Below are 24,323 nucleotides of genomic sequence, written 5' to 3'. Positions count from 1 at the left end.
TTCGAGGTGGCTAAAAAACACCTCGATTTAGATTATTTAACGATTGCAATCGCAAAACCATCATGACCTTTACAACCTACAGTTTGAAGTGCCGTGCAGGATAAAATTTTCGGATGATTTTGCATGGCTTTGAACATATCACGGATACCTTCAATGCTTGGTTTGTGGTTTTCAGCATTTAGAATCTCACCTGCACGAATTACATTGTCTAAAACAATCACTGTACCTGAATGAGATAAATTTAAGCTTAATTCTAAATATTCAGGGTAGCTCTGTTTGTCTGCATCGATAAAAATAAAGTCAAAAGGTTCGGTATCTTCAGGAAGGGCACGTAAAATATCTGCCGCACGACCACATTTCAGTTCTATCGTTTGTGCAAGCTTTGCATTATCAATATTTTCTTGACCGAGGGCAGCATGTGTATCACGACCTTCAATGGTCAGAATGTAACCATCTTCAGGTAATGCACGTGCTAACCACATGGTGCTATAGGCTGCAAAAGTTCCAAGTTCTAAAACGCGTTTACACTTGTTCATTTGGATTAACATTTGAAGCAGCATGCCTTGATTAGCCGCTACAGCAAGATGATCAGGAAAGCCACGTTCATCCGTATGTTGAAGTGTTTGGGTCAATATTGGATCTTCAGGAATTAAATGTGAATCGATGTAAGCATCAATGTCTGTCCACATTTGTTGCATGTTGTCGCACCTCGTGATTGATGCAAGCATTTTAAACCTTTCCACCAACATCGCAATTTATTGTTCTATATTTGAATATTTTATGTACAAAAAAGACCTCCGAAGAGGTCTTGATATGACGATGTAATGTTTTAGTAATTACACATTGAAGAGCGACTTGAGTGATCAGGTCCCCAAGTACGGTAGCCTTGAGTATCAATATGAATTTGTCCGCTGGCATATAAACCTAATCCCATATTGAGACTCTGCCCGTGTTGTGACCAAAATTGGCATAAACGGAACTTGGTATTTTCAATATAACTGTAGTCTTCGGGCTGCGGGTACGCAGGTCCAATACGGAAATCAATCGCCGAGTTATATAGGTGACGAGATGAACTTGCACCACCGGCACATTGGTTCAAAGGCAAATCACGATAAACCGAAGTCACTTCAAAGTCCGTTAAGATATTGGCCGCAACTAAATATTTAAAGACACGTAAGGTTGCAATTTGGTTTTGCCATAATTCACGGTTAGGCACCATATATTCTGAGCGACCACATTTTTGCCAATCACGTGCAGTACGCATCAGCTCAAATGAAGGGATGATATTGCCTACACCATTTTTCTCTAAAAAGACTTCATAGTCTCGAACGCGACGTAAATTATCAACAGACGCGACCCATGAGTTGTATGCATAAGGCACCACTTTAGGCGGGGCTTGTCTGATGGTCGTCACTTTTTCTTGAGGTATGTAAATACGTTTACCGTCGGGAGTTGTAATAGTGTGACCTTGTTTTTGTGGTGTAGTTGTACAACCAATGAAAACAAGAGGGAATATTGCAACGGACAATAATCCCTTGAGTAAATGCTTCATTATAGAAATCAATTATTTATAAACTCGTTCTATTTTAATCCAATTTGATTGAGAAAATTTGAATAATTTGCAATGAAATGTGTGCTTTAAGTATAAAAAAAGATCAGCATGTGCTGATCTTTTCATGAAAGCGTAAAATTACTTTTCAAGATATTGTAATTTATCAGCTTTACCGTTCCACTCTTCACGGTCGGCAGGTTGATCACCAATTTGAGTGATGTTCGGCCATTTTTGAGAAAGTTCAGTATTAAGTTCGATAAATACTTCTTGACCTTCAGGTAACTCATCTTCAGAGAAAATCGCGTTAGCTGGACACTCAGGTTCACATAGCGCACAGTCGATACATTCATCTGGATTAATAACAAGGAAGTTTGGACCTTCATAGAAACAGTCAACAGGGCAAACTTCTACGCAGTCTTGATATTTACATTTAATACAGTTTTCAGTGACAACAAAGGTCATGGCGACAGCTACCTAAAAAATATGGTTCTAATAAACTAATGGTGTATTTTAGGCAAAAAATAGGGTAACTAACAATTCCTTTTATTGATAATTATTATATGCAGTGCTGTTAAAATCACTAAAAACTGAACAATTTATGTAAATTTCACAATGAATGAGAATCATACTCAAAAAACTGATTAAATTACATCTGTTTATCGAACAATATTTTTAATGTGTATTTTAAGCATGAAACATTTAACAACATTAATTTTTTATCAATTTATTGCTGAATAGCCGCAGTAGTAGATAGCAAACATTCACTAATTTACGCGTTTGAATGGAGTCAATGCAAAGAACACCTTCATAGGTGCTCTTTGCATATCTCATCTATCGTTATTGCTCAATTAGATCTTAAGTAAATCCTTTAAGGCGTAAAGCTGTTGTAGTGCTTCACGTGGACTTAAGTTATCGATATCTATATCTGCTAAAGCATCAAGTACGGGCGATGTTTTTTCAACTTCAACTACGCGTTCGATGACTTCAGGCTCTGCGAGTGCCGAGAATAGATCGGTTTGTACAGCCGTATTGAGTTGCTGTTTTTGCTGAGTTTCTAATATATGAAGGCGATTTTGCGCTTCTTTGATCACAGCTGCAGGAATACCTGCAAGCTTTGCCACCTGTAGACCATGACTTTGACTCGCCGGGCCTTGTTGAACTTTATGCAGTAAGATCAGGTTGCCATTTAGCTCACGAGCAGTCACATGATAGTTATCTATATTGGCGTCTTTGCCTAACTCGGTGAGCTCAAAATAATGCGTTGCAAATAGGCATAAACATTTAATGCGACGCGTGAGATCGAGCACACATGCCCACGCCAAAGATAAGCCATCATAGGTACTCGTACCACGTCCGACTTCATCCATCAGTACCAATGATTGATTGGTCGCATGATGTAGAATCTGTGAGGTTTCAGTCATTTCCACCATGAAGGTTGATTTGCCTGTAGACAAGTCGTCGGCAGATCCTATACGGGTAAATATCCGATCGATCGGCCCTAATACGGCAGATTGGGCAGGGACAAAGCTACCACAGTAGGCTAATAAGCTGATTAAGGCAGTTTGGCGCATAAAGGTCGATTTACCGCCCATATTTGGCCCTGTGATAATCGCCATGCGGTGATTAAAGTCCAAACTAGTATCATTTGGAGTAAATGCTGATTTGCTCAGAGATTCCACAACTGGGTGACGTCCGGCTTTGATTTTGATCCCAACTTCAGGGCTATATTCAGGACGTGACCAATTGCGTAATCGCGCTTGATGGGCAAAATTAGCCAGTAAATCAATTTGCGCTATAGCGGCGCTCATCATTTGTAAGTTGCCAATATCTGCACGTAATTCATCGAGTAATAGTTCAAAAAGCATTTTTTCGCGCGCTAATGCACGTGACTCACTCGAAAGTACCTTATCTTCAAAAGATTTCAACTCAGGGGTAATGTAGCGTTCCGCATTTTTTAGGGTTTGGCGGCGAATATAATGATCAGGTGCTTGCTCAGCCTGCGCTCGAGTCAGTTCAATATAGTAGCCACTGACACGGTTATAGCCAATTTTTAAGGTTGAAATTCCGGTTTGTTCACGTTCTTTAATTTCAAGATCAATGAGGAATTGTCCTGCATGGTCACGAATTTTACGCAGTTCATCGAGTTCAGTGTCGAAACCCTCGGCAATCACATTTCCATCACGTAAAAGCACTGGCGGGTTTTCTACGATGGCAGACATGAGACGCTCATGTAAGCCATGAAAATCACCCATTTCATCATTTAACTGAGCGATCAGCTTAGATTGGTGTGACTGAATGATCGGTTCAAGTGCATGTCGAAGATAGGGAATTTGTGCACAAGTTTGACGTAACTGAACTAGGTCTCGTGGACGAGCACTGCCGAGAGCTACACGAGATAGCACACGTTCAATATCACCAATTTCTTTGAGAACTAAGCGGATCGGAGACTCATGATAGCCTTGCAGCATCGCTTGTGATGCATCTAAACGTGCATCCAATAAAGCGGTATCTCGTAAAGGCTGCATTAAGGTACGACTTAATAGACGGCCACCCATCGCAGTTTGGCAATCATTGATAAGTTGGAACAGGGAAGTGCCATGTTCAAATAGGGGATCAATCAGTTCTAAGTTACGACGAGTGACGGGGTCGAGCGCCACAAAATCACTACTTTGTTCGAGTTGAATGCTGCGGATATGTGGTAAAGCAGTTTTTTGAGTCACTTTTGCATAGTGAATCAAAGCCGCTGCGGCAGCTTTCGCCAAAGGTAAATGGTCAATACCAAAACCTGAAAGTGTGGCAACTGCAAATTGGTCACACAGCGTTTTTTGTGCGTTATTTAAATTGAAGTCGACGTTTGGACGTTTAGTGACAGGGCAGTCTAATTGACGTTTAATTTGCTCGACAATATTCGGATCAATAAGATCTTCATCAATCAAAATTTCGCTCGGCATTAAACGAGAAAGTTCGATTGCCAATTGTTCCAGTTGATAGTCCATTTGCTGAACTTTGAAAATACCTGCACTGAGGTCTAGTAAAGCAATCCCGATTTGATTTTGTTGTAAGCAGATCGCGACTAAATTTGAACTTTGATGGGAGGCAATCAGTGCATCGTCCGTTAATGTCCCCGGGGTAATGATACGGACAATTCCGCGCTCAACCGGCCCTTTGCCTGTCACTTCACCAATTTGCTCGCAGATCACCACCGTTTCCCCTTTTTTTACAAGGCGGGCTAAATAGCCTTCAGCAGCATGGTATGGGACACCAGCCATAGGAATAGGTTCACCATTGGCTTTACCACGATGTGTTAGTGTAATTCCTAAAAGTTTTGCTGCCTTATGTGCATCTTCAAAAAAGAGCTCGTAAAAATCACCCATCCGATAAAACATCAGTGAATGCGGATTTTGCATTTTGACTGACATGTACTGTTGCATCATCGGGGTCAGGGTTGAAAGGTCAACTTTGGAATTATCAGCTTGCATGAAACGAAATACCTTAAAATAAAAATTTGTGCGCTGCTAAACGAAAAACACTGTTTTGATGAAAATTGGATTTAGAAAAAGTCCTTATATTTATATTGTCTCTTCGTTCAAAACCACAGGTGTACGTTAACAAATCGTGTTGCTGATTCTAGCAAAAAAAGTGACAGGAAAATGCCAGAAAAGGTTTGTCTGCATGTAAAAAAAGCAGTCAAAATATTATTTATAAACGCTAAAAAGTCTGTGTGTAAATTCAACAATGGATACATTTACAAAGCGATAGACTGACTCAAACATCAAGCTGCGCTTCAGCCTGAGCTAATCGATATTGGTTGCGACCGCTGCCTTTTGCAAGGTAAAGCGCTTGATCGGCAGCCAATATAAATTTCTGAATTTGATCAGATGTAGATGGAATGATCGTTTCCGTACCGATGCTAATCTTCACAAATTTAGACATATGGTTGGCTGGATGTGGAAGTTCGAGTGATTAAATTCTGCATAATAAATCGGCTGCCAAAGGTTCAATTTTTAGCTTCAGTTAACACCCTAAAGAGGAGTAAAAACTCTTCGCTGCCATAGTGTGCAGCTAACTCACCATTTCGATTAGTGATTTGAGACAAAACCTCAGTAATTTATGTGAGGCAGATGTCACCCGCCTGATGACCTAAATGATCATTTTAATTTTCAAAAAATCGATATCGATCACCATGATGCTTAAAGGCTGTTGATGGCGTAGGGCATAATGCCATAGCTGTTCTAAAGCTCCTTATAACGGACGACGGTTTGCTAGCCCAGTCAGTGGGTCATGTTCTACCAACCCGCAACCATGGCAATATAAAAACGCATACCAACAAAGGCATAGATGATGACCAAGGCATACTTCATGGCTGCATGTAATAGCGCATCATTGTGATCATTACAAATCACAGTAAATATGATCGCAACAGCGCACATCGAGCCTAGACAAGTATAAACATTAAAATAAGGGGTTAATGCGGAAAAAAAGAAAAATCCCATGCGATCAGAGTGATAAACACTACCCAAATATACAGAGGAATCTACAAAACTGCGTTATGGAATCACTTGATAAATCCCTGAACATAACAGGGCATACAGGAAAAAAATAATGATCCCGCGAAAACGAAATTCTTTCGCCGCTTCATCACGGTAGAGCGGCTGATAAATGGATTCTAAATTTGGCGTAAAATAAACTTTATTTAATCGAGTTTTGATTAAACCCTCAATTTCATCCCGATGAAGTAAGTTTGAGCCTTTTAATTTCATAATTCGATATGCTCATAAAAAATTTAGGATATGTGCACAACTTTTTTGTCTATATTTAACCCGTATTTATCTCTAATATAAGATTTGTATAAAATTTAACAAGTGATTTTGAGTTTTAAAATGATTAAAAAATAAAGGCTTATATAATAATTATGTGAATATTGGCCTATTCAAGTAAATGCAGAAATGAAAAAAACCGATCCTGAGATCGGTTTTAAAATATGTAGATCGAATTAAATGTTGTATTGCATTATGGTTTATAGAGGCCAAGTTCAATCAAATGCAGTCGTAGTATACGGCGCAGTTCGAGTACAGCTTCTGGGGTTTCTTGAATTGAATGACCACCTTTAATGATCTTTTCTGAAACAGCACCCTCTAGATGAGCACTAGTGTATGGTACGATATCATCCGTCATAATATTTTTATCTTGGCTGTTGGTGTTATTACCCATAATTGAATGAAACTTCAAACCCTTACGCGGCTGAATATCTTCAGTGAGCGCGATAAATTTTGACTGATGACTTAAGTCACTTGGTCCATTTTGGATCAAGCCATGGTCAATTTCACGAAATAAATCTTTCAGGTCTTCTTCTTGAGTTAACACATCACCCATGGCCGATAAAAAAGCTCCTGGGAGTTTAATAATTTTTCGAGCGGCTTTGGTAAACCAGCGATCTGCATATTCTGTACCACGATGAGGTGCAGCCAAAAAAATTGCACGGCTGAAATTTGGAATATCGTCAATCACCATACGTTGCTTTACTACTGGAATATTTCGGTACTGATTTAATTGACGTGAATTCATCATTTTCAAAGCTGCTTGCGTGGTATCGACTTGGCTGACCAGTAGTCGTGCAATAATGCCGCCCATACTATGACCGACTAGAACAGCATCTTTTTTAGCTGCGGCATTGGCGTCTACTTTGCTAAAGGTCTGGGTCAATATGGAATAAATTTGGAAGCGGCTTTCAATAATCGGCATATTAGTTGAATAGAAGACTTGCCACACTTGATAATGTTCACGTAGCACTGAATCGCCCATAATATCGTTAGTCAGACGAATCCATGCTTCAGGGCTGCTAGCAAGACCATGTACCAAGACGATAACTTTCTTGTCAGGATTATATGGTTCAAGCATGTAGAGATGAGGCATCGTCAGTTTTTCATCTCGGTCAATCAGTGATAAATAAGCTGCCTTACCCAAGTTATTTTGTGCTAACCAAAGACCATATGGAGCAGAAAAATTGGCAGCAAGCGCATAGTTTTTATTGGCAATATTGACCTGTTCATACTTATACGGGTCGTAAGCTTTAATTTGAAACTCATGTTGATTCAAAATTTGATCAACTGTAGTTGCAGCGCTTAGTGGTTCAGCCGTTAAGGTTGCAGCTAAATAGCGCGCTTGATGGATATTAGGATTTGAACCAGACGGATATTTAAAATCAATCGGATTGATAATATATTTGGCTTTGCCTGTTTCAATCGTATGTTCTTCGGGTAAAACCACAAGAAATTCGGAGCCAAAACCATCTCGACGGGTAATTGAACGTAAACCTGAGAAGTTAAGATTATAGGTTGACATCAATTGTTCAATTTTACGATTTTTGAGTTCTGGGTAGTGGCTGAAGTCTATGTGATAGGTGGTTTGTCCGACTTTAATCTGTTGGGTGACTTCTTGCGGCTTATAACGTAGTGCATAGCTGCTAACCAATTTGGCAATCCCTTGATTATAGAAATCACGGATTTGAACTTGACGGTTATCAAAAATACGATCAGCAGGCGCACGTTTGGTTTTAAACATATAGGCATAGCTATAGCGAATACTTTTATCCAGTAGCGTCAGCTGTTGATCTAAACATTTGTTATAAGTGTCTTGTTCAATTTTTTGTTTTTCTTCTGATTTGTGGCTACTCAGTAAACCTAATTTACAGGCAGAAGAAGACTCATATTCAATGGCTTTTGCTAAATATAATTCACTTGCCGTAGACAATAATTGTTCATCTTGAATCTGAGGAATTTGTTGTAACTCATCAACACAGGCTTTCGGGTCTTCTGTGCAGGCTTTGGCTTCCCGACCTGTCATCGACAAGACATTTAAACTGGCTTCGCTAAGTTTGTTTCGAGAAATAATACTTTCACGTTCATTGGCAATCGAAACATTGAGTTTTTGATTTTTGACACTGACGACCTGACATCCACTCAGTACGCTTGTACTTATGATTCCAAGGAGCAGTATTGTTTTAGTATTTAGCTGCATAAAGGGGTCGCACATTGGGTTAAATATTTTCAAATCATACGATAATTGTCAGGATTTTCAATTCACCTTAAATGAAAAAAGACCGTTAAAACGGTCTTTTTTCAAAAGAATTTTCTAAATCGTCAGATTTAAGACGCAGCTTTAGGTGGATTTAAAACTTGCCAAACATTCCAGCGACCTTGCTTTTCAATTTCTTGAATTAAGCGGTCAGCGACTTCGCCTTCTTGTGGGTATTTGACTTTATAGTTCTTTAAGACCTGAATTGCGTTCTTTTTTTGTTCCATCGCAATATAGTTATTTGCTGCAGAAAGATAGGCTTCTTGAACACCCGCTTTCATCGCTTTGTCTAAGTATGGGATCGCTTCACGTTGACCACCACCTTCAGATAAACCAAAACCGAACCAGAAGTTTGCTTCAGCATCATCTTGGTTGATTTTTAAAATACGCTGTGCGTAAGTTAATGATTTAGTGGTGTATACAGAACCTAAGTCGAGGTTACGTGCCATCACACTGGCTTTAAAAGCACGAACTAAAACATCAAAAGATGCGTTGTCTTTAGATGCAAGGGTATCTAGTTTTTGCGTCACTTCTTTAAGTTTAAGTTCAAACCCTTTACGTTCTTGGCGTTGAACAAAACGTGGTGGATAGTGACGTGCTTTACCTTCAACGAGCTGTAAGAAATCATCAATTTCAGTAATGTCGATTTCATTGTCACCCGCTAAAGCAGCAAATTTCATTGAACGTACTTTGCTGTCTACAATTGGAATAATCAGACGGTTTTCTTCAAGTGTCAGTTGTTTAGATGGGTCGGTCGGGCTAGTTACCACCATCTTAGTCACAGGCTGTGCTGCAGCTTTTTGTAAATTTAATTCAAAAGGAGGTGGTGCATCGTAGTTAAATGGGTTGAGTGCGTAGAACGGTGGAGTCAGTTCAGGCTCTACAAAAATCATGGCATCTTTAGGAGCATTATTTTTAGTTGGGGCGCTTCCACAAGCGGCAAGGGTTAAAGCAATACAAGCAACTGCCAAGGGCTTAAGCGTCATATGATTCATCCATTAATTTATTTTATACAAAAAAGCATGTTGGTCAGTCTAAAAAAACTCTGAACAACATGCAAGTTAAAGGCAACTTATTCTGATTGCTTTTGGTTAAGCTTTAGATTGATTACTTTGAGCTTCGCATTCGCGGCGCACATCTTCAATGATTTTAAGTTCTTCCTGACTAAAAGGTTGTTCATTGAGCTGTTGCTTTTTGAACGTTGGGTCAAGGAGAGACAAACGCTGACACAAATTATTCATACGTTTTTCATTGTGCTGAATACGATCTAACAACACACGCATACCTTCTAACATTGGGTCAGTTTGGTCTTGTGTTGCAGCATACGGTTGGAAACCAATACTTTCTGCATAATCGCGACGACGTGTTTCCGCTTCATCTTTTGGCTTATCTTTCGTGATAAAGCGTGCTGGATTACCTACAGCGGTAGTATCCGCAGGAACTTCTTTGGTCACCACGGCATTTGAGCCGACTTTGGCATTTTTACCTACCGTAAATGGGCCTAAGATCTTTGCACCAGCGCCAACCACTACGCCATCTTCCAAGGTGGGGTGACGTTTGCCTTTATTCCAAGTTGTGCCCCCTAAGGTCACACCATGGTAAAGGGTGACATCATCACCAATTTCAGCTGTTTCACCAATCACCACACCCATACCGTGGTCAATGAAGAAACGACGACCGATTTTCGCACCCGGATGAATCTCAATGCCTGTGGCAAAGCGGCTAAAAGAAGACAATAAGCGAGCTGAGCCTTTACACTCTTTTTTCCAAAGTTCATGTGCCATACGATGCATGATCAAGGCATGAATTCCTGGATAAGTCGTTAAGACTTCGAGCGTATTTCGTGCAGCAGGATCGCGCGCGAATACAGCCTGTATATCTTCTTTAAGCTGCTTAAGCATTAGATTGATCCTCATTGTCTGTAGATTTTTTCCATGTTCCGTTATTTAAAGCCTGTACTCGGCTAAAGATGCCACGTAATAAGTGGTATTCCATACGATCTAATTGTATACGTCCAAATAGGCGACGCAAGCGTAAAGGTAATAATCTTGGATTTTTTGGATCCATAAATTCAATCTCTGCCAGCATTTTTTCAATATGCGGGTAGAACTGTTCCATCATTTCATGGGTCACCAAAGGTTCATCCCATTCCATATCGATGTCATCGGTAACATGCATATTGGCATCAGGATTTGAAGTTAACTCAGTATGTGCAAGGGCAGCCATGCGCATTTCATAGCAAATCACCTGAATCGCTTGGGCAACGTTTAAAACGCCATATTCAGTATTCACAGGGATGGTGACATGGTAGTTAGCCATTGCCAATTCTTCATTGGTCAAACCACGGTCTTCACGGCCAAATACTACGGCAATTTCTTGTTGTTGTTCGCAGACCGCTTTGAGAGACATTTCTGCAGCAGGGCGAGCGTCAAGTAAAGGCCATGGAATGGTGCGACTACGTGCACTGGTCCCAAAGACAATATGACAATCTTTAATAGCATCTTCTAATGATTCAACAATTTCAATTTGATCTATTAAATCGACAGCTCCGGCAGCCAAGGCATTAATGTCTGGATGCGGGTAAGTCTTAGGTGCAACTAAGACCAGCTTTGAAAGTCCCATGGTTTTCATGGCACGTAATGCACTACCAATATTTGCGGGTAATGTTGTATTCACCATGACAATACGCACATGGGAGAGATGTGCTGAAACCGCAGCATTGTCAGTTTGATTCATGATATTTCCAATATGTTTATTTAAAAAAGCAGTTCAAACAGCGTTTAAACTTTAAGAAAATTGATTGGCTTCAGCTTGGTATAAATCCATGGCATCATCCATGCTCATCCCATCTGGCGGTGGAGGAACTTGCGCAGGAATAGAGGCTTGTTCATAACTCACCGCTTTGGCTGCTTTGGATTTGACATGATATTCAACATGCAAAGATTCTTTACCAAAGTAGTCACGCAGCTTAGACAGTAGCTCATCTAGCGGGGCAACTTTCCAGTTTAAGCCCAAATGAATGTCAGCCGTCGCATATGGGTAGTCAATATATAACTGCACAGGAATATGCGTACACATATCAACATTGCAAAAAGGCAGCAGAATATTTTGGATATCACGTGAGAGCGTTTTACTAAAATGTTCAGGCGTTAATTTGATTTGAATCGCATTGGCACGTTTTTGACGGATTTCATTCAGACTGAAGGCTTTGGTTAGACGACCCATTGGGCGGTCAAAACCTTCACGCTCATAAATTTCACCTTCAATCACCACCACTTTTTCGTTTTGAATCACGTCTTTGAAGCGGTTAAAACGTTCGTGATTCGCAGACACTTCAATACGTGCTGTACCATCATCGAGCGTTACCATCATGCGGTTCGGGAAGTTGGCAACATCGACTACTAGGCCTGCAAATACTGTAGTGACACCACGTCGTGTAGGCGTAAGCTCATTAATGCGCTGTGAAATAAAGGCTTTTAGCTCTGATCGATACACATCGATCGGATGACCTGTTAGATAAAGCCCAAGAGTATCTTTTTCACCTTTAAGACGAACTTCATCTGACCACGGTTTAACAGGTTTAGAAGGTTTACGCTGAACTTCTTCAACTTCACCAAATAAATCCATCATCCCTGTTTCGCGGTTAGTGCGTGCTTGATCCGCCGCTTGAACGGCTTCAGGGAGCTGTGCCATCAAGTCAGCACGTTCTAAACCTAAACAATCCAGTGCGCCACCACGAATCAATGCTTCAAGGGTACGTTTATTGATTTTTTTCAGGTCAATACGATGACAGAAGTCGAACAGGTCTTTATAGGGACCATCTTGGATACGTGAGTCAATCACAGACTGCATGGCAGCTTCACCGACACCTTTGATCGCACCTAAACCGTATACGATCGTTTCTGGATCACTGGCATGGAAGTTGTACAAAGACATATTGACCGATGGAGGTAAAACTTCAAGACCGTTAATTCGACAGTCATCGATCAAGAACACTACGTTGTCAGTGTTCTGCATTTCCGAAGTCATTACCGCTGACATAAATTCAGCAGGGAAATGTGCTTTTAACCAAGCAGTTTGATATGCAACAAGGGCATAGGCAGCGGCATGGGATTTGTTAAAACCATAGCCTGCGAATTTTTCCATATAGTCGAAGATATGGTTGGCCGTATCTGCATCAATACCTTTGGTTGCAGCACCCTCAGTAAAGATCTGACGGTGCTTAATCATTTCTTCGACTTTCTTTTTACCCATAGCACGACGAAGTAAATCCGCACCACCCAAGCTATAGCCAGCACAGAATTGCGCTGCCTGCATTACCTGTTCCTGATACACCATAATGCCGTACGTCGGTTCAAGGACACTTTCCAGTAATGGATGTAAGTATTCAAACTCGCCACCATGCATACGGAAAATAAAGTCAGGAATTAGATCCATCGGGCCCGGACGGTATAACGATACGAAGGCAATAATTTCTTCAAACTTACTTGGACGTGCCTCTTTCAGCATTTTTTTCATGCCGACGGATTCAAACTGGAAGACCGCTGTGGTATTCGCATCTGCGAACACGGCATAGGCAGGTTTATCATCCAAAGGAATCAAGGAAATATCGACAGGTGTAGTGATATCTGGACGGGCATTGATGTGCTTAATGGCATCTTCAATTACCGTTAAGTTACGTAAGCCCAAGAAGTCGAATTTGACTAGGCCGGCAGCTTCCACATCGTCTTTATCGAATTGGGCTACACGGTTAGTCCCATCTGCATCACACAGTACTGCTGAATAGTCGGTTAACTTGGTTGGTGCAATGACCACACCACCGGCGTGCTTACCTGTATTACGGGTAATGCCTTCAAGTTTGAGTGCCATTTCCCAAATTTCGGCAGCATCGTCGTTATCAGGATTCGATGGGTTGGTGACAATATCTTTGAGCTGTGGTTCGGCCTCAATCGATTCTTCCAAACTTAAACCTAAAGGCTTGGTTGGAATCATTTTAGAAATACGGTCAGCCAAACCATAAGATTTACCCAAGACACGGGCTACGTCACGAATTGCACCTTTTGCCGCCATGGTACCGAAAGTTGCAATCTGAGAGACCGCATCTCGACCATAAGTGCGTGCAACATAGTCAATAACACGGTCACGACCTGCAATACAGAAATCGACGTCAAAGTCGGGCATTGATACACGTTCTGGGTTTAAGAAACGTTCGAAAAGTAGGTCATAACGCAGTGGATCAAGGTCGGTAATTTTTAAACTATAGGCAACCAATGAACCTGCACCCGAACCACGGCCTGGACCAACAGGGACACCATTACCTTTAGACCACTGAATGAAGTCCATGACAATCAGGAAGTAACCTGGGAATTGCATGGTCAGGATGATTCCGACTTCATAAGCTAAACGTTCATCATAAGGCTTACGAATTTCTGGCCAGTCGTCACCACGCTGTTCGACAGGATATAAATGTGCTAAGCGTTCTTCTAAACCTTCTTTTGATAAATGTTCAAAATAGGTGTCAATGGTATGACCTTCAGGGATTGGATAATCAGGAAGATCATGGAAGCCTAAGCGTAATGACACATTACAACGTCGCGCAATGTGATAGGTATTTTCTATAGCCGTTGGAATGTCTGCAAACAGCTCCGTCATTTCCTCGGCAGTTTTAAAATACTGTTCAGGGCTATAATTTTTAGGGCGACGATTGTCACCGAGGACATAGCCATCGGCAATACAAACGCGTGCTTCATGTGCCTCGAAATCTTCTTTACGTATAAAATGCACATCGTTATGAGCAACCACACCAATGTTAAATTTCTTCGCAAGTTTTACTGCTTCGTGAATAAAGTCTTCTTCACCCGAGCGCTCAGTTCGTGTAATCGCTAAATAAACACGATTGCCAAATTTTTCGACCCATTCAGCTAACAGTGGTTCAGCTTTTTGCGGGTTAGAAGAGCAAAGCATTTTGCCAACATCACTTTGCATACCCAGTAAAACAATCAAGTCTTGGTGTTGATTTAAAATCCAATCTTTTTTTACGCAAGGAATATCAAGCTGTTGACCTGAAATATAACCTTCAGAAACCAACTCTGTTAGACTGCGCCAACCTTTATTGGTCATCGCTAGAAGAGTAGCTTTGTGTTCAGCATCATTCAAACGAATGGTTGAACCAAATATGGGTTTAATGCCTTTATCTAAGCACTTTTTATAGAATTTTACAGCAGCATGTAGATTTGAAAGGTCAGTAATGGCCAGAGCGGGCATTTCATCTGCAGCTGCAGCTTTTACAAGATCAGGTATACGTACAATAGATTCAGTAATGGAAAATTCTGTAAAAATACCAAGATGTACAAAGTGCATAGATGAGTCCCTGCGAAAACAGCTGCTGATTTTAGCATGCTCTGAGTTCAAACTTGCGTTTATTGCATGGCTTTATGCAGATTTATAAATTCACTGTTTAATCAATAAACGCTGTATCACAAGCACCATTTAGCAAGCAATACCTTGATTCACTGAAAAGGCAGTTAATTTGCCATTTTTAAAGTTGAAGGCTAGGTTACCAATATAGGGTAAATCATAGTTTTGCGGCTCTTTCAGCACGGATTTGGCATGAGCAGGTGAGAGTAAAATCACATAAGCAACTTCATTTGGATTGGCTAATTTTGCACTTTTGGTAAAGTCTTTTACAAATTGTTGATAGTCATATTGGCTTATCAGATGTTTTGACCCAATTTGAATTTTATCGCGTATTTGAGTGGATTTATCCCATTCCATCCAAACATCCCCTTTGGTTTGTCCAAGTTGGGCGAAGCTGCTTTTATTTTTATAGAATGAATCATTTTTAACTTGAGGATTGTCCTCTGCATAAATTTCAAATTTTAGAAATTTACCTTTTGATGTGACATGAAATTCAGTATTGCCGGTACATTCTGAATATTCATATTTAAGCTTTACTGGATTTTTGCTGATTAATGCATTTGCTTTTGATGCAGGCAAGGGTAAGGCTAAGTCAACATCATTTACCTTAATACTAGTGACATAGTCATAATCAGCAATGGATGCAGATGCAGCTGAAGTGATCAATATCCCCGTTGTGAAAAAAATTTAAGCGGAAAATTTGTGCTGTCAGTGTAGTTTGCATGGGGAATATAAAATTCTATTCTTTTGATATTTTGTACTCATTCAAGTTTTTGTAAACGTAATATTAAAGGTTATATTTTAAATTTTATGGTGTTGCTAATTTGCCGTCAAAATAATTTAAAACTAAAAAAAATTTTGGTTTAATTGCGGCATTAAAAACTAAATTTTAGAATCTAAGAAACTAAAAAGCCCTCCGAGGAGAGCTTAAATATATGAATTATGCAGGCTTAGCGCAGTTTCGATAACCAGTCCCCCAGACTTTGAACAATTTGTACCAAAATCAACAATACAATGACGGTCATGATGACCACGCTACTATCAAAACGTTGATAACCATAAGAAATGGCAAGATCACCGATACCGCCTGCACCTACTGCACCCGCCATGGCTGTTGCACCAATTAAGCTAATGGTTGCAGTCGTTAAATTTAAAATCAAAGAGCTACGAGACTCTGGTAGGACAAATTTAGTAATGATTTGCAGCGGAGATGCACCCATCGCTTGGGCAGACTCAATGATGCCGTCATTCACTTCAAGCAACGAAGTTTCAATCAAACGACCAATGTAAGGACCAACATAGATTGTGAGAGGAACAATTGCAGCCCAAGTACCAATTGAAGTACCCACAATGACTTTGGTCAAAGGGATGACCGCAATCAGGAGGATAATAAATGGCAATGAACGCAGCGCATTCACAATCGGGTTCAAACCATGGTAGATGACACGGTTAGGCAAAATGCCTTGTGGACGTGAGACATATAAAATCACGGCCTGGATAAAACCCCAAATACAGCCAAAGAGCATGGCAAAGAACACCATGTGAAAAGTTTCTTGTAGGGCAGTAACGAACTGATCCATGGACAAAGAACTTTTCCAAAAGGGTGCTGTAATTTGAGTCAGCCATTGAACAATTAAATCTCTCATTGCTGAACTCCTGCTTGAGTGACTTCAACGCCATGTTGTTCTAAGAACGCCACCGCTTGTTGAATCAATGCTGCATCACCTAATAGCTGAACGAACATTTGTCCAATCACCGCACCATTAATTTCAGTCATATTGGCAAACAAAATATTCAGGCTAATATCAAACTGTTTAATTACCGCTTGAATGACGGTTTCCTGTGCCGAACTGCCCAGAAATTTTAAACAATAAATACTGTTATGGTTTTGATTTTCTAGATTATTTAAAATAGTAACAGGCAGCTGTTGCTGCAATACAGTTTGAATAAAGTTTTTGGTTGTATTGTGTTTTGGCTGACTAAAAATCTCTAAGGTTGAGCCGTGTTCGATGATTTTCCCTTGTTCCATCACCGCAACATAATCACAAACAGATTCAATCACATCCATTTCATGGGTGACCATGACAATAGTAATGCCTTGTTCTTGATTGATTTTCTTTAATAATGCCAATACCGACTTGGTGGTTTGCGGATCGAGAGCAGATGTTGCTTCATCACACAGTAAAATTTTAGGATGATTGGCAAGCGCACGGGCAATCCCGACACGTTGTTTTTGACCACCAGAGAGCTCATCCGGATAGGCATATTTCTTATGTTTTAAGTCAATAAATTCGAGCAACTCTTCTAAACGTTTTTGGCGTTCAGCTTTAGACACACCTAAAAGTTTAAGCGGCATTTCAATATTTTCTGCAACTGTTTTGGTTTGCAGTAAATTGAAGTGCTGGAAGATCATGCCAATATTGGTTCTTTCTTGACGCAGCTCTGCCGAATTTAAAGCAGTAAAGTCTTTATCATGAATAATAATTTGCCCTTCACTCGGACGTTCTAGCAAATTAATTAAACGGATTAAGGTACTTTTGCCTGCACCACTGTAGCCAATTAAACCGAAAATACAGCCATCTGGAATGTCCAGATTAATCTGATCCAGTGCTGTAACGGTTTGGCCTTTTAGCTCAAAATGCTTGGAGATATTTTTAAATTGGATCATAGCGTCAAAAAAGGGTTCAAAAATGAAAAAACAGGCAAAGTAAACTTTGCCTGTTTATTTGAAGAAATTATATTACTATTTTGCTTCAGTGAGGTAGCTAGTTGGTTTGTTTACATCAATTTTAGTACCACCAAAATGTTCATCGATGTAAGCTTTAACTGCTGGAGTGTGGTAAAGCGCGCCCACTTTTTGTAGAACTGGGTCATTTTGACGGTCAGCAGCAACAGCAAGAATATTCACGTTCATTTTTGTACTTTGATCGATTGGCTCATAGTAAACCGCATCTTTCAGTACGTTTAAACCACCTTCCATTGCAAGGGTATTACCCAAAACAATCGCATCAACTTCGTCTTTAACACGAACCGCAGTCGCCATTTGGATTGGCTTGATTACGATTTTCTTCGCATTTTCAGTGACGTCAGCAGGTGTACCTTTTACATCGTCAAAATCAGCTTTAAGTTTGATTAAGCCAGCAGATTGAAGTAGTAACAATGCACGTGATTCGTTTGCGCCATCATTTGGAATCGCAATGGTTGCACCTGTTTTAAACTCTTCAAGTTTTTTAACTTTGCTTGAATAGATACCCATTGGTTCTAAATAAGTTGTCGAAAGCGGTGCAATTTTATCTTTATTGTTGTCGTTAAACGCAACCATATAGGCATATGACTGGAATGCATTAACATCAATTTCTTTGTTCGCTACAGCAGTGTTCATAGACACATAGTCAGTAAAGTTTTTCACTTCAAGTTTAATGCCAGCTTCTTTAGTTTCAGGAAGCGTAGCAATATAGCGCCAAATATCAGCATCTGAACCAGTCGAAGCCATGGTAACAGTTTGCACTTCTGCAGTGTCTTTTTGTTGTGCGGCGTCAGTTGCAGGAGCTTCTTGTTTACCACAGCCTGAAAGGCCCACAGATAAACCGAGAACTAATCCTAGGAGCTTTTTCATATATTCACCCGAGTAAATTTATAAAATTAATAAATTCACAAATCATATTATGGAGAGATTTACTTAAGTCTTTTATCAGACAGGCTGATAGATGCTTAATAATTTAAAATGCTACACAGACTTATACAATTAGATCTGAGTCTATTTCCAAATGGGAAAAGATAGCCATTGCAAGCTGCTGTAAACAAAAGATTTAATAAAGCAAATCTCTATATTTCGCTAGGCATCATATCAATTTTTTATTATTCAATATAGTGATTTAAAAAGTTATGCTTAGCACCAAAAATGTATATGGAATATGTTTAATTAAATAATTTAATAAGTAAAAACAATATATTATTTATAATTAAACTATTTAAGTACGTCATTTGTATAAGTTTAGGTCTATATAACAAATTTTAAAAAGTATTGCTGAAAAAATGATAAAAATGAAATAAGTCCTGTCATACACAAAATTTGTAACATTCATATGTGAAAATAACGAAGTGCTTCAATCTAAGCTGAGTTGAAATCTTTATTGATATATTTGAAGTTCAACTTTGATTCATGGTTTTTCAAAATTTTAGATCTAAATCTGATGAAGATTGAATCCACTATATTGTTTAATATAAACTGCTTAATAATTGATCATAATAAATTGCTATGTGCGGCACGCTATGTTAAATCAGTTTGATTTCGTCTCAATTGTAAAAAAGCCTACGGTACATTATGGCGGTAGATGGGTGAGCCATGTTTTAAAAATTGAAGATGGTAGCCAAAAAACCATTGGTGTATTTTTGATATCAGAACAACCTATGACGTTTGAGGTGCATGTGAAAGAACGTGTTGAAATCACATCGGGGTAGTGTGTTGTGCAAATTGGGGAGCAGGTCGAGTTTGTTCAATATACTTCTGGCGAAAGGTTTATTGTTCCTCAAGATTCAATTTTTTAAAGTGCAATGTACTGATGTCGTTGATTATGTATGACATTTTGATTAAGCATGCTTAAACAGGTTGGAGTTGCTTCAGCTTACACATCAAGATGTTTTAATTGCTAGTGATCGATATTGATATTTTTTCTTAACCCCGCACTTAGCGGGGTTTTTTATATGATTACATGAATGATTTTGCTGTCTTATACGAAATCCTGCGGTAACTAAAATTAAAGTATTTAACATCACCTATAACCACTGTTTGGCAGAGTTAATGTACTTTAGTTTTGCCGTGAATAATTATTGAATTAGCAAAAGGGGATGTGCAAATAATCACTGCGCTGAATTTCATAGAGTACATGACGGTTTAATGGATGATCCGCTGGTACATGCGGATGATTAAATTCACGGACTTTTTGCATACCAATGCGTTGCATGACATGTTCTGATGGAGTGTTCAAACTTGCTGTAAAGGAAATAACTTTATCTAATCTTAAGTTTCGAAAAGCATGTTTAAGTACAGCTTTTGCACCTTCGGTGGCATAACCTTGATGCCAATATTGTGGCAGTAGTTGTCAACCAATTTCAGGGGCATCAGCTATTTCGAACTCGGGTGGATGTGCGTGTAAGCCGATAAAGCCAATAAATTCTCCTGTAGCTTTAAGCTCGACAGCATATAAACCCCAACCGCGTATTTCTATTGCATCGTGTAGGCGTTGCATAAATGCAGTGGCTTCGGAAGCATCAAGTTTGTTAGGGAAATAGCGCATGACGTCATCATCTGCACACATGTGGATGAATGGAGCAGTATCGGAGTCTTGCCATTGGCGTAGGATCAGGCGAGGGGTTGGGAGTTGTATCATATATGTAATACTATAATTTCCTTATTCTTATTATAAAAAGACCGTGAGTAGATGTGATGTATATTTTTGAAATAATTATACCTGGGACTTGGCTTGATTATGAAGATCGTGAATGGAGTTGGGCGATTGAAAGTCAGCTTCGTTCGTTAGAAGCGCAATTTTTTGAGGCAAATTTAGCTTTAAATCTGTTTCATTCAATGGTTCACCAAGAATCAACTTCTAAAGATGATTGGCTTCGAGAAAATAATAGAAGAAGTGAAATAAGGAAGGAGATTGAAGTTGAGATTTTACAAGAGGGTAAGAATCATTGGGATTATATGGAAGAGATTAATTTAAAAACGGAAATTATTTTTAAAAGAGAAAAATGGAGTCAAGGTCGTATACCTAGGGAGTTTAATCATAATTTAGCATTTATATATGCACGAGCATTTTTATATGCTTTGGATACTTTTGATAAATTTCTTAAAGTTTTATCAAATAATAAAGATGTTCCAACGGAGCTGAAAACTACGTATTTGAAAATGTCAGAATATTTTCCTGATTTACGTGGTGTTAGGAATACCGCCCAGCATCTCGAAGATAGATCAAGGGGATTGGGGGCATATAATAAGCCTTTGGATTTAAAGCCTGTTGAGAATAGTTTTATTAATGCTCAACAAGGTGCATTAATATTAAATTGTTTAAATGGCTCTAAGTATGGATCAACTATGGCAGATGGTCATTATGGTGAAGTAGATGTTTCACCAGAATCAATGAATCACTTGCAGTCAATTTTGACAGAAGTTTTAAATTCTTTTAAATGGAAAGGAAGCCCTCAACACAAACCTAGTGCATAGAAATGTGACAATTAAAAAAAACCCGCATTTAGCGGGGTTTTTCTTAATCAAATGAATGATTAGGCATTTTCACGTGCAATTGCGCGGTAACCAATATCTTTACGGTATTGAACGCCGTCAAACGTTACTTTTTGGCACAGCTCTAAAGCTTTCGCTTGCGCTTCGCCAATGGTGTTGCCTAGCGCAGTCACACAAAGTACACGACCACCAGCAGTCACAATGTCACCATTCTCAAGCGCTTTTGTACCTGCATGGAATACTTTTGCATCAGCCATTTCTGTGTCTAAACCAGAAATCACATCACCATTGCTAGAAGTTTCTGGGTAGCCTTTAGATGCAAGTACGATACCTACAGTCTTGCGCTCATCCCATTCAGCTTCCGCAGGTAAGTTACCAGCGATACCAGCTTCAACCAAATCAACTAAAGATGATTTTAAACGCATCATAATTGGTTGAGTTTCAGGGTCGCCAAAACGACAGTTGAACTCGATCACTTTTGGTTGACCTTGTTCATCAATCATTAAGCCTGCGTATAAGAAACCCGTATAAACATGACCGTCTTTTTTCATACCTTCAACCGTAGGACGCATCACTTCATTCATGGTTTTTTCAAATACGTCAGCAGTCACAACAGGCGCAGGAGAGTAAGCACCCATACCGCCAGTGTTTGGACCTTGGTCACCTTCAAAGATACGTTTGTGATCTTGTGAAGTCGCCATCGGCAAGATGTTGTCGCCATCAATCATACAAATGAAAGACGCTTCTTCACCCGCAAGGAATTCTTCGATCACCACACGTGAGCCGGCATCGCCAAATTTGTTGCCAGCCAGCATGTCATCAATTGCATCGAATGCTTCTTGATTGGTCATGGCAACAATTACGCCTTTACCCGCAGCAAGACCGTCAGCCTTGATTACAATCGGCGCACCATTTTTTTCAACAAATGCTTTTGCAGCATCTACTTCTGTAAATACATCATAGAAAGCAGTTGGGATGTTATGGCGTTTTAAGAAGTGCTTCGCAAATGCTTTAGAGCCTTCAAGCTGTGCAGCAAATTGAGTTGGGCCCCAAATTTTTACACCCGCTTCACGGCAAGCATCCACAACACCATTTACAAGCGGTGCTTCAGGGCCAACCACGATTAAATCCACCGCATTGTTTTTAGCAAAGTCGATGATCGCAGCGTTGTCTAAAATATTTAAGGCAACATTTTCGCATTTATTTTCAGTTGCAGAACCCGCATTGCCCGGTGCTACAAATACTTTTGCAACTTTGTCATCTTGTGCGATTTTCCATGCCAATGCATGTTCACGACCGCCATTACCCAAAACTAAAATATTCATCGGTTCATACTCCATGAATCGAAAATGACATAAAGTCCTCAACCTGAAAGCAGGAGAGGACTTTATGCAAGATTAGAAATCTAGTGTATTAAGCAAAAGACTGTGCTTAATTGTCATGATCAAGTTGCCAACTTAGTGACGGAAATGACGCATGCCAGTGAAGACCATTGCAATACCAGCTTCATCAGCTGCAGCAATCGTTTCTTCATCACGCATAGAACCACCCGGTTGGATAATGCATTTGATGCCCGCTTTTGCAGCGTTATCAATGCCATCACGGAATGGGAAGAATGCGTCAGATGCCATTACCGCACCTTCAACCACTAAACCAGCATGTTCAGCTTTGATTGCAGCAATACGAGCAGAGTTAACGCGGCTCATTTGACCTGCGCCAACACCAATCGTTTGACGGCCTTTCGCATAAACAATCGCGTTAGATTTAACGTATTTCGCAACTTTCCAAGCAAAGATTAAGTCATCAATTTCTGCTTCAGTTGGTGCACGTTTAGTCACAACTTTAAGGTCATCTTTCGTGATCATGCCTAAGTCTTGGTCTTGAACCAACAAACCGCCATTCACACGTTTGTAATCTAACTGAGCTTTACGTTCAGTAATTGCAGGAAGCTCGCCGCATACGAGTACACGTACGTTTTTCTTCGCGCCAGTAACTTCAAGCACGCCTTCAGCAACGCTTGGAGCAATGATCACTTCAACAAATTGACGGTCAACAATGGCTTGCGCAGTTGCAACATCTAATTCGCGGTTAAATGCAATGATGCCGCCGAATGCAGATTCAGGGTCAGTTGCATAAGCAAGGTCATAAGCCGCTTGGATGCCGTCTAAAGATACTGCTACGCCACATGGGTTTGCGTGTTTAACGATTACACAAGCAGGTTTAGCGAATGATTTAACACATTCAAGTGCTGCGTCAGTGTCTGCGATGTTGTTATAAGATAGTTCTTTACCTTGAAGCTGTTTCGCAGTTGAAACTGAAGCTTCAGTCGCTGTGTCTTCTACATAGAAAGCAGCAGATTGATGCGGGTTTTCACCGTAACGTAAGTCTTGAACTTTGTTCAATTGAGTATTGAAAGTACGCGCAAATTTATCTGCTTGACCTTCTTCCTTACCTACGCGAGCGCCTAAGTAAGAAGCGATCATACCGTCGTATTGAGCAGTATGTTCAAATGCTTTAACCGCAAGGTCAAAACGAGTTGCATGTGAAAGTGAACCTTCAGCTTTAAGCTCAGCAACGACAGTTGCATAGTCAGCAGCATTTACCACGATACCAACAGAAGCATGGTTTTTCGCAGCAGCACGAACCATAGTCGGACCACCGATATCGATGTTTTCAATCGCATCAGCAAGTGAACAGTTTGGTTTTGCAACAGTTGCAGCAAACGGATAAAGGTTAACAACTACAAGATCGATTGCATCGATGTTGTGTTCAGCCATCACAGCTTCGTCTAGACCGCGACGAGCTAAGATACCACCATGAATTTTCGGATGTAGCGTTTTTACACGGCCGTCCATCATCTCTGGGAAACCTGTGTGCTCTGAAACTTCAACTACGGCAACATTATTGTCTTTCAACAATTTGTATGTTCCGCCAGTAGATAAAATTTCTACCCCTAGAGCAGCAAGTTCTTGTGCAAATTCAACAATTCCAGTCTTGTCAGACACAGAGATTAAAGCGCGTTTAATAGTCATGATC

At 40.0% G+C, this 24,323-nt stretch carries 20 protein-coding genes and 1 pseudogene; 2 read left to right on the top strand and 19 right to left on the bottom strand.

Annotation, left to right across the window (positions count from 1 at the left end):
- Positions 1–32 precede the first annotated feature (32 nt).
- The 16 genes from FTU77_RS02420 to FTU77_RS02355 form a co-directional block, all read right to left on the bottom strand.
- Positions 33–698 (bottom strand): O-methyltransferase, encoded by a 666-nt coding sequence (locus tag FTU77_RS02420; RefSeq protein ID WP_180054458.1) that lies wholly within the window; start codon positions 696–698, stop codon positions 33–35.
- 131 nt (positions 699–829) lie between these two features.
- Complete coding sequence (locus tag FTU77_RS02415; RefSeq protein ID WP_078188751.1) at positions 830–1,552, bottom strand: D-Ala-D-Ala carboxypeptidase family metallohydrolase; 723 nt, start codon at positions 1,550–1,552, stop codon at positions 830–832.
- Positions 1,553–1,690: 138 nt separating this feature from the next.
- A complete protein-coding gene (gene fdxA / locus FTU77_RS02410; RefSeq protein WP_004651686.1) occupies positions 1,691–2,014 on the bottom strand; it encodes a ferredoxin FdxA in 324 nt (107 codons plus the stop codon).
- A 386-nt stretch (positions 2,015–2,400) separates the two neighbouring features.
- Complete coding sequence (gene mutS / locus FTU77_RS02405; protein WP_180010141.1) at positions 2,401–5,031, bottom strand: DNA mismatch repair protein MutS; 2,631 nt, start codon at positions 5,029–5,031, stop codon at positions 2,401–2,403.
- Between the two features lie 286 nt (positions 5,032–5,317).
- Positions 5,318–5,473: a hypothetical protein gene (locus tag FTU77_RS15920; RefSeq protein ID WP_373685804.1), complete on the bottom strand. Its 156-nt coding sequence runs from the start codon at positions 5,471–5,473 to the stop codon at positions 5,318–5,320.
- A 365-nt stretch (positions 5,474–5,838) separates the two neighbouring features.
- Positions 5,839–6,045, bottom strand: coding sequence for a hypothetical protein (locus FTU77_RS15915; protein WP_257222164.1), 207 nt, complete (start codon positions 6,043–6,045; stop codon positions 5,839–5,841).
- 54 nt (positions 6,046–6,099) lie between these two features.
- Positions 6,100–6,312, bottom strand: coding sequence for a hypothetical protein (locus tag FTU77_RS15910; protein WP_257222165.1), 213 nt, complete (start codon positions 6,310–6,312; stop codon positions 6,100–6,102).
- A gap of 250 nt (positions 6,313–6,562) precedes the next feature.
- The gene (locus FTU77_RS02395; RefSeq protein ID WP_180054456.1) at positions 6,563–8,569 is read right to left on the bottom strand and encodes a triacylglycerol lipase; all 2,007 of its coding nucleotides are present in this window, start codon (positions 8,567–8,569) and stop codon (positions 6,563–6,565) included.
- Positions 8,570–8,697: 128 nt separating this feature from the next.
- Positions 8,698–9,612 (bottom strand): ABUW_2363 family tetratricopeptide repeat lipoprotein, encoded by a 915-nt coding sequence (locus FTU77_RS02390; protein WP_180054454.1) that lies wholly within the window; start codon positions 9,610–9,612, stop codon positions 8,698–8,700.
- A 105-nt stretch (positions 9,613–9,717) separates the two neighbouring features.
- Positions 9,718–10,527 carry a serine O-acetyltransferase gene (gene cysE / locus FTU77_RS02385; protein ID WP_078188746.1) on the bottom strand — a complete coding sequence of 270 codons (810 nt, stop codon included), beginning with the start codon at positions 10,525–10,527 and terminating at the stop codon, positions 9,718–9,720.
- A complete protein-coding gene (locus FTU77_RS02380; protein WP_180022698.1) occupies positions 10,520–11,362 on the bottom strand; it encodes an RNA methyltransferase in 843 nt (280 codons plus the stop codon). The genes cysE and FTU77_RS02380 overlap by 8 nt, the downstream gene beginning before the upstream one ends.
- A gap of 51 nt (positions 11,363–11,413) precedes the next feature.
- Positions 11,414–14,986: a DNA polymerase III subunit alpha gene (gene dnaE / locus FTU77_RS02375; RefSeq protein WP_180054452.1), complete on the bottom strand. Its 3,573-nt coding sequence runs from the start codon at positions 14,984–14,986 to the stop codon at positions 11,414–11,416.
- A 129-nt stretch (positions 14,987–15,115) separates the two neighbouring features.
- Positions 15,116–15,709 carry a hypothetical protein gene (locus tag FTU77_RS02370; RefSeq protein ID WP_218947237.1) on the bottom strand — a complete coding sequence of 198 codons (594 nt, stop codon included), beginning with the start codon at positions 15,707–15,709 and terminating at the stop codon, positions 15,116–15,118.
- A 284-nt stretch (positions 15,710–15,993) separates the two neighbouring features.
- Positions 15,994–16,689, bottom strand: coding sequence for a methionine ABC transporter permease (locus tag FTU77_RS02365; RefSeq protein WP_078188742.1), 696 nt, complete (start codon positions 16,687–16,689; stop codon positions 15,994–15,996).
- On the bottom strand, positions 16,686–17,711 hold the full coding sequence (locus FTU77_RS02360) for a methionine ABC transporter ATP-binding protein (RefSeq protein WP_180054450.1): 1,026 nt from the start codon (positions 17,709–17,711) through the stop codon (positions 16,686–16,688). The genes FTU77_RS02365 and FTU77_RS02360 overlap by 4 nt, the downstream gene beginning before the upstream one ends.
- Positions 17,712–17,786: 75 nt before the next feature.
- Positions 17,787–18,659 (bottom strand): MetQ/NlpA family ABC transporter substrate-binding protein, encoded by an 873-nt coding sequence (locus FTU77_RS02355; protein ID WP_180007758.1) that lies wholly within the window; start codon positions 18,657–18,659, stop codon positions 17,787–17,789.
- A gap of 656 nt (positions 18,660–19,315) precedes the next feature.
- Here FTU77_RS02355 and FTU77_RS16130 point away from each other — a divergent pair.
- Positions 19,316–19,504, top strand: a complete 189-nt coding sequence (locus tag FTU77_RS16130; protein WP_373683445.1) for a pyrimidine/purine nucleoside phosphorylase — start codon at positions 19,316–19,318, stop codon at positions 19,502–19,504.
- A 374-nt stretch (positions 19,505–19,878) separates the two neighbouring features.
- Here the strand turns inward: FTU77_RS16130 and FTU77_RS02345 are convergent.
- Positions 19,879–20,433 (bottom strand): annotated as a pseudogene (locus FTU77_RS02345) (GNAT family N-acetyltransferase).
- Positions 20,434–20,489: 56 nt separating this feature from the next.
- Between FTU77_RS02345 and FTU77_RS02340 the strand changes: the two are divergent.
- On the top strand, positions 20,490–21,269 hold the full coding sequence (locus FTU77_RS02340; RefSeq protein ID WP_180054448.1) for a hypothetical protein: 780 nt from the start codon (positions 20,490–20,492) through the stop codon (positions 21,267–21,269).
- 59 nt (positions 21,270–21,328) lie between these two features.
- Here FTU77_RS02340 and purD read toward each other — a convergent pair whose 3' ends face one another.
- Both purD and purH read right to left on the bottom strand, forming a co-directional pair.
- The gene (gene purD / locus FTU77_RS02335) at positions 21,329–22,612 is read right to left on the bottom strand and encodes a phosphoribosylamine--glycine ligase (RefSeq protein ID WP_120365368.1); all 1,284 of its coding nucleotides are present in this window, start codon (positions 22,610–22,612) and stop codon (positions 21,329–21,331) included.
- A 132-nt stretch (positions 22,613–22,744) separates the two neighbouring features.
- A complete protein-coding gene (gene purH, locus FTU77_RS02330) occupies positions 22,745–24,319 on the bottom strand; it encodes a bifunctional phosphoribosylaminoimidazolecarboxamide formyltransferase/IMP cyclohydrolase (RefSeq protein WP_180003874.1) in 1,575 nt (524 codons plus the stop codon).
- Between the last annotated feature and the right edge of the window lie 4 nt (positions 24,320–24,323).

This window comes from Acinetobacter sp. YH12142 (genome assembly GCF_013418435.1).
GTDB classification, from domain to species: Bacteria; Pseudomonadota; Gammaproteobacteria; order Pseudomonadales; family Moraxellaceae; genus Acinetobacter; species Acinetobacter amyesii.
This window is presented reverse-complemented; position numbering and strand designations above follow the sequence as displayed.

What these genes read in the sequence shown, in the direction of transcription:
- FTU77_RS02420 (WP_180054458.1), bottom strand. Translation starts at nt 698, where the DNA reads ATGCAACAAATGTGGACAGACATTGATGCTTACATCGATTCACATTTA.
- FTU77_RS02415 (WP_078188751.1), bottom strand. Translation starts at nt 1,552, where the DNA reads ATGAAGCATTTACTCAAGGGATTATTGTCCGTTGCAATATTCCCTCTT.
- fdxA (WP_004651686.1), bottom strand. Translation starts at nt 2,014, where the DNA reads ATGACCTTTGTTGTCACTGAAAACTGTATTAAATGTAAATATCAAGAC.
- mutS (WP_180010141.1), bottom strand. Translation starts at nt 5,031, where the DNA reads ATGCAAGCTGATAATTCCAAAGTTGACCTTTCAACCCTGACCCCGATG.
- FTU77_RS15915 (WP_257222164.1), bottom strand. Translation starts at nt 6,045, where the DNA reads ATGGGATTTTTCTTTTTTTCCGCATTAACCCCTTATTTTAATGTTTAT.
- FTU77_RS15910 (WP_257222165.1), bottom strand. Translation starts at nt 6,312, where the DNA reads ATGAAATTAAAAGGCTCAAACTTACTTCATCGGGATGAAATTGAGGGT.
- FTU77_RS02395 (WP_180054456.1), bottom strand. Translation starts at nt 8,569, where the DNA reads ATGCAGCTAAATACTAAAACAATACTGCTCCTTGGAATCATAAGTACA.
- FTU77_RS02390 (WP_180054454.1), bottom strand. Translation starts at nt 9,612, where the DNA reads ATGACGCTTAAGCCCTTGGCAGTTGCTTGTATTGCTTTAACCCTTGCC.
- cysE (WP_078188746.1), bottom strand. Translation starts at nt 10,527, where the DNA reads ATGCTTAAGCAGCTTAAAGAAGATATACAGGCTGTATTCGCGCGCGAT.
- FTU77_RS02380 (WP_180022698.1), bottom strand. Translation starts at nt 11,362, where the DNA reads ATGAATCAAACTGACAATGCTGCGGTTTCAGCACATCTCTCCCATGTG.
- dnaE (WP_180054452.1), bottom strand. Translation starts at nt 14,986, where the DNA reads ATGCACTTTGTACATCTTGGTATTTTTACAGAATTTTCCATTACTGAA.
- FTU77_RS02365 (WP_078188742.1), bottom strand. Translation starts at nt 16,689, where the DNA reads ATGAGAGATTTAATTGTTCAATGGCTGACTCAAATTACAGCACCCTTT.
- FTU77_RS02360 (WP_180054450.1), bottom strand. Translation starts at nt 17,711, where the DNA reads ATGATCCAATTTAAAAATATCTCCAAGCATTTTGAGCTAAAAGGCCAA.
- FTU77_RS02355 (WP_180007758.1), bottom strand. Translation starts at nt 18,659, where the DNA reads ATGAAAAAGCTCCTAGGATTAGTTCTCGGTTTATCTGTGGGCCTTTCA.
- FTU77_RS16130 (WP_373683445.1), top strand. Translation starts at nt 19,316, where the DNA reads ATGTTAAATCAGTTTGATTTCGTCTCAATTGTAAAAAAGCCTACGGTA.
- FTU77_RS02340 (WP_180054448.1), top strand. Translation starts at nt 20,490, where the DNA reads ATGTATATTTTTGAAATAATTATACCTGGGACTTGGCTTGATTATGAA.
- purD (WP_120365368.1), bottom strand. Translation starts at nt 22,612, where the DNA reads ATGAATATTTTAGTTTTGGGTAATGGCGGTCGTGAACATGCATTGGCA.
- purH (WP_180003874.1), bottom strand. Translation starts at nt 24,319, where the DNA reads ATGACTATTAAACGCGCTTTAATCTCTGTGTCTGACAAGACTGGAATT.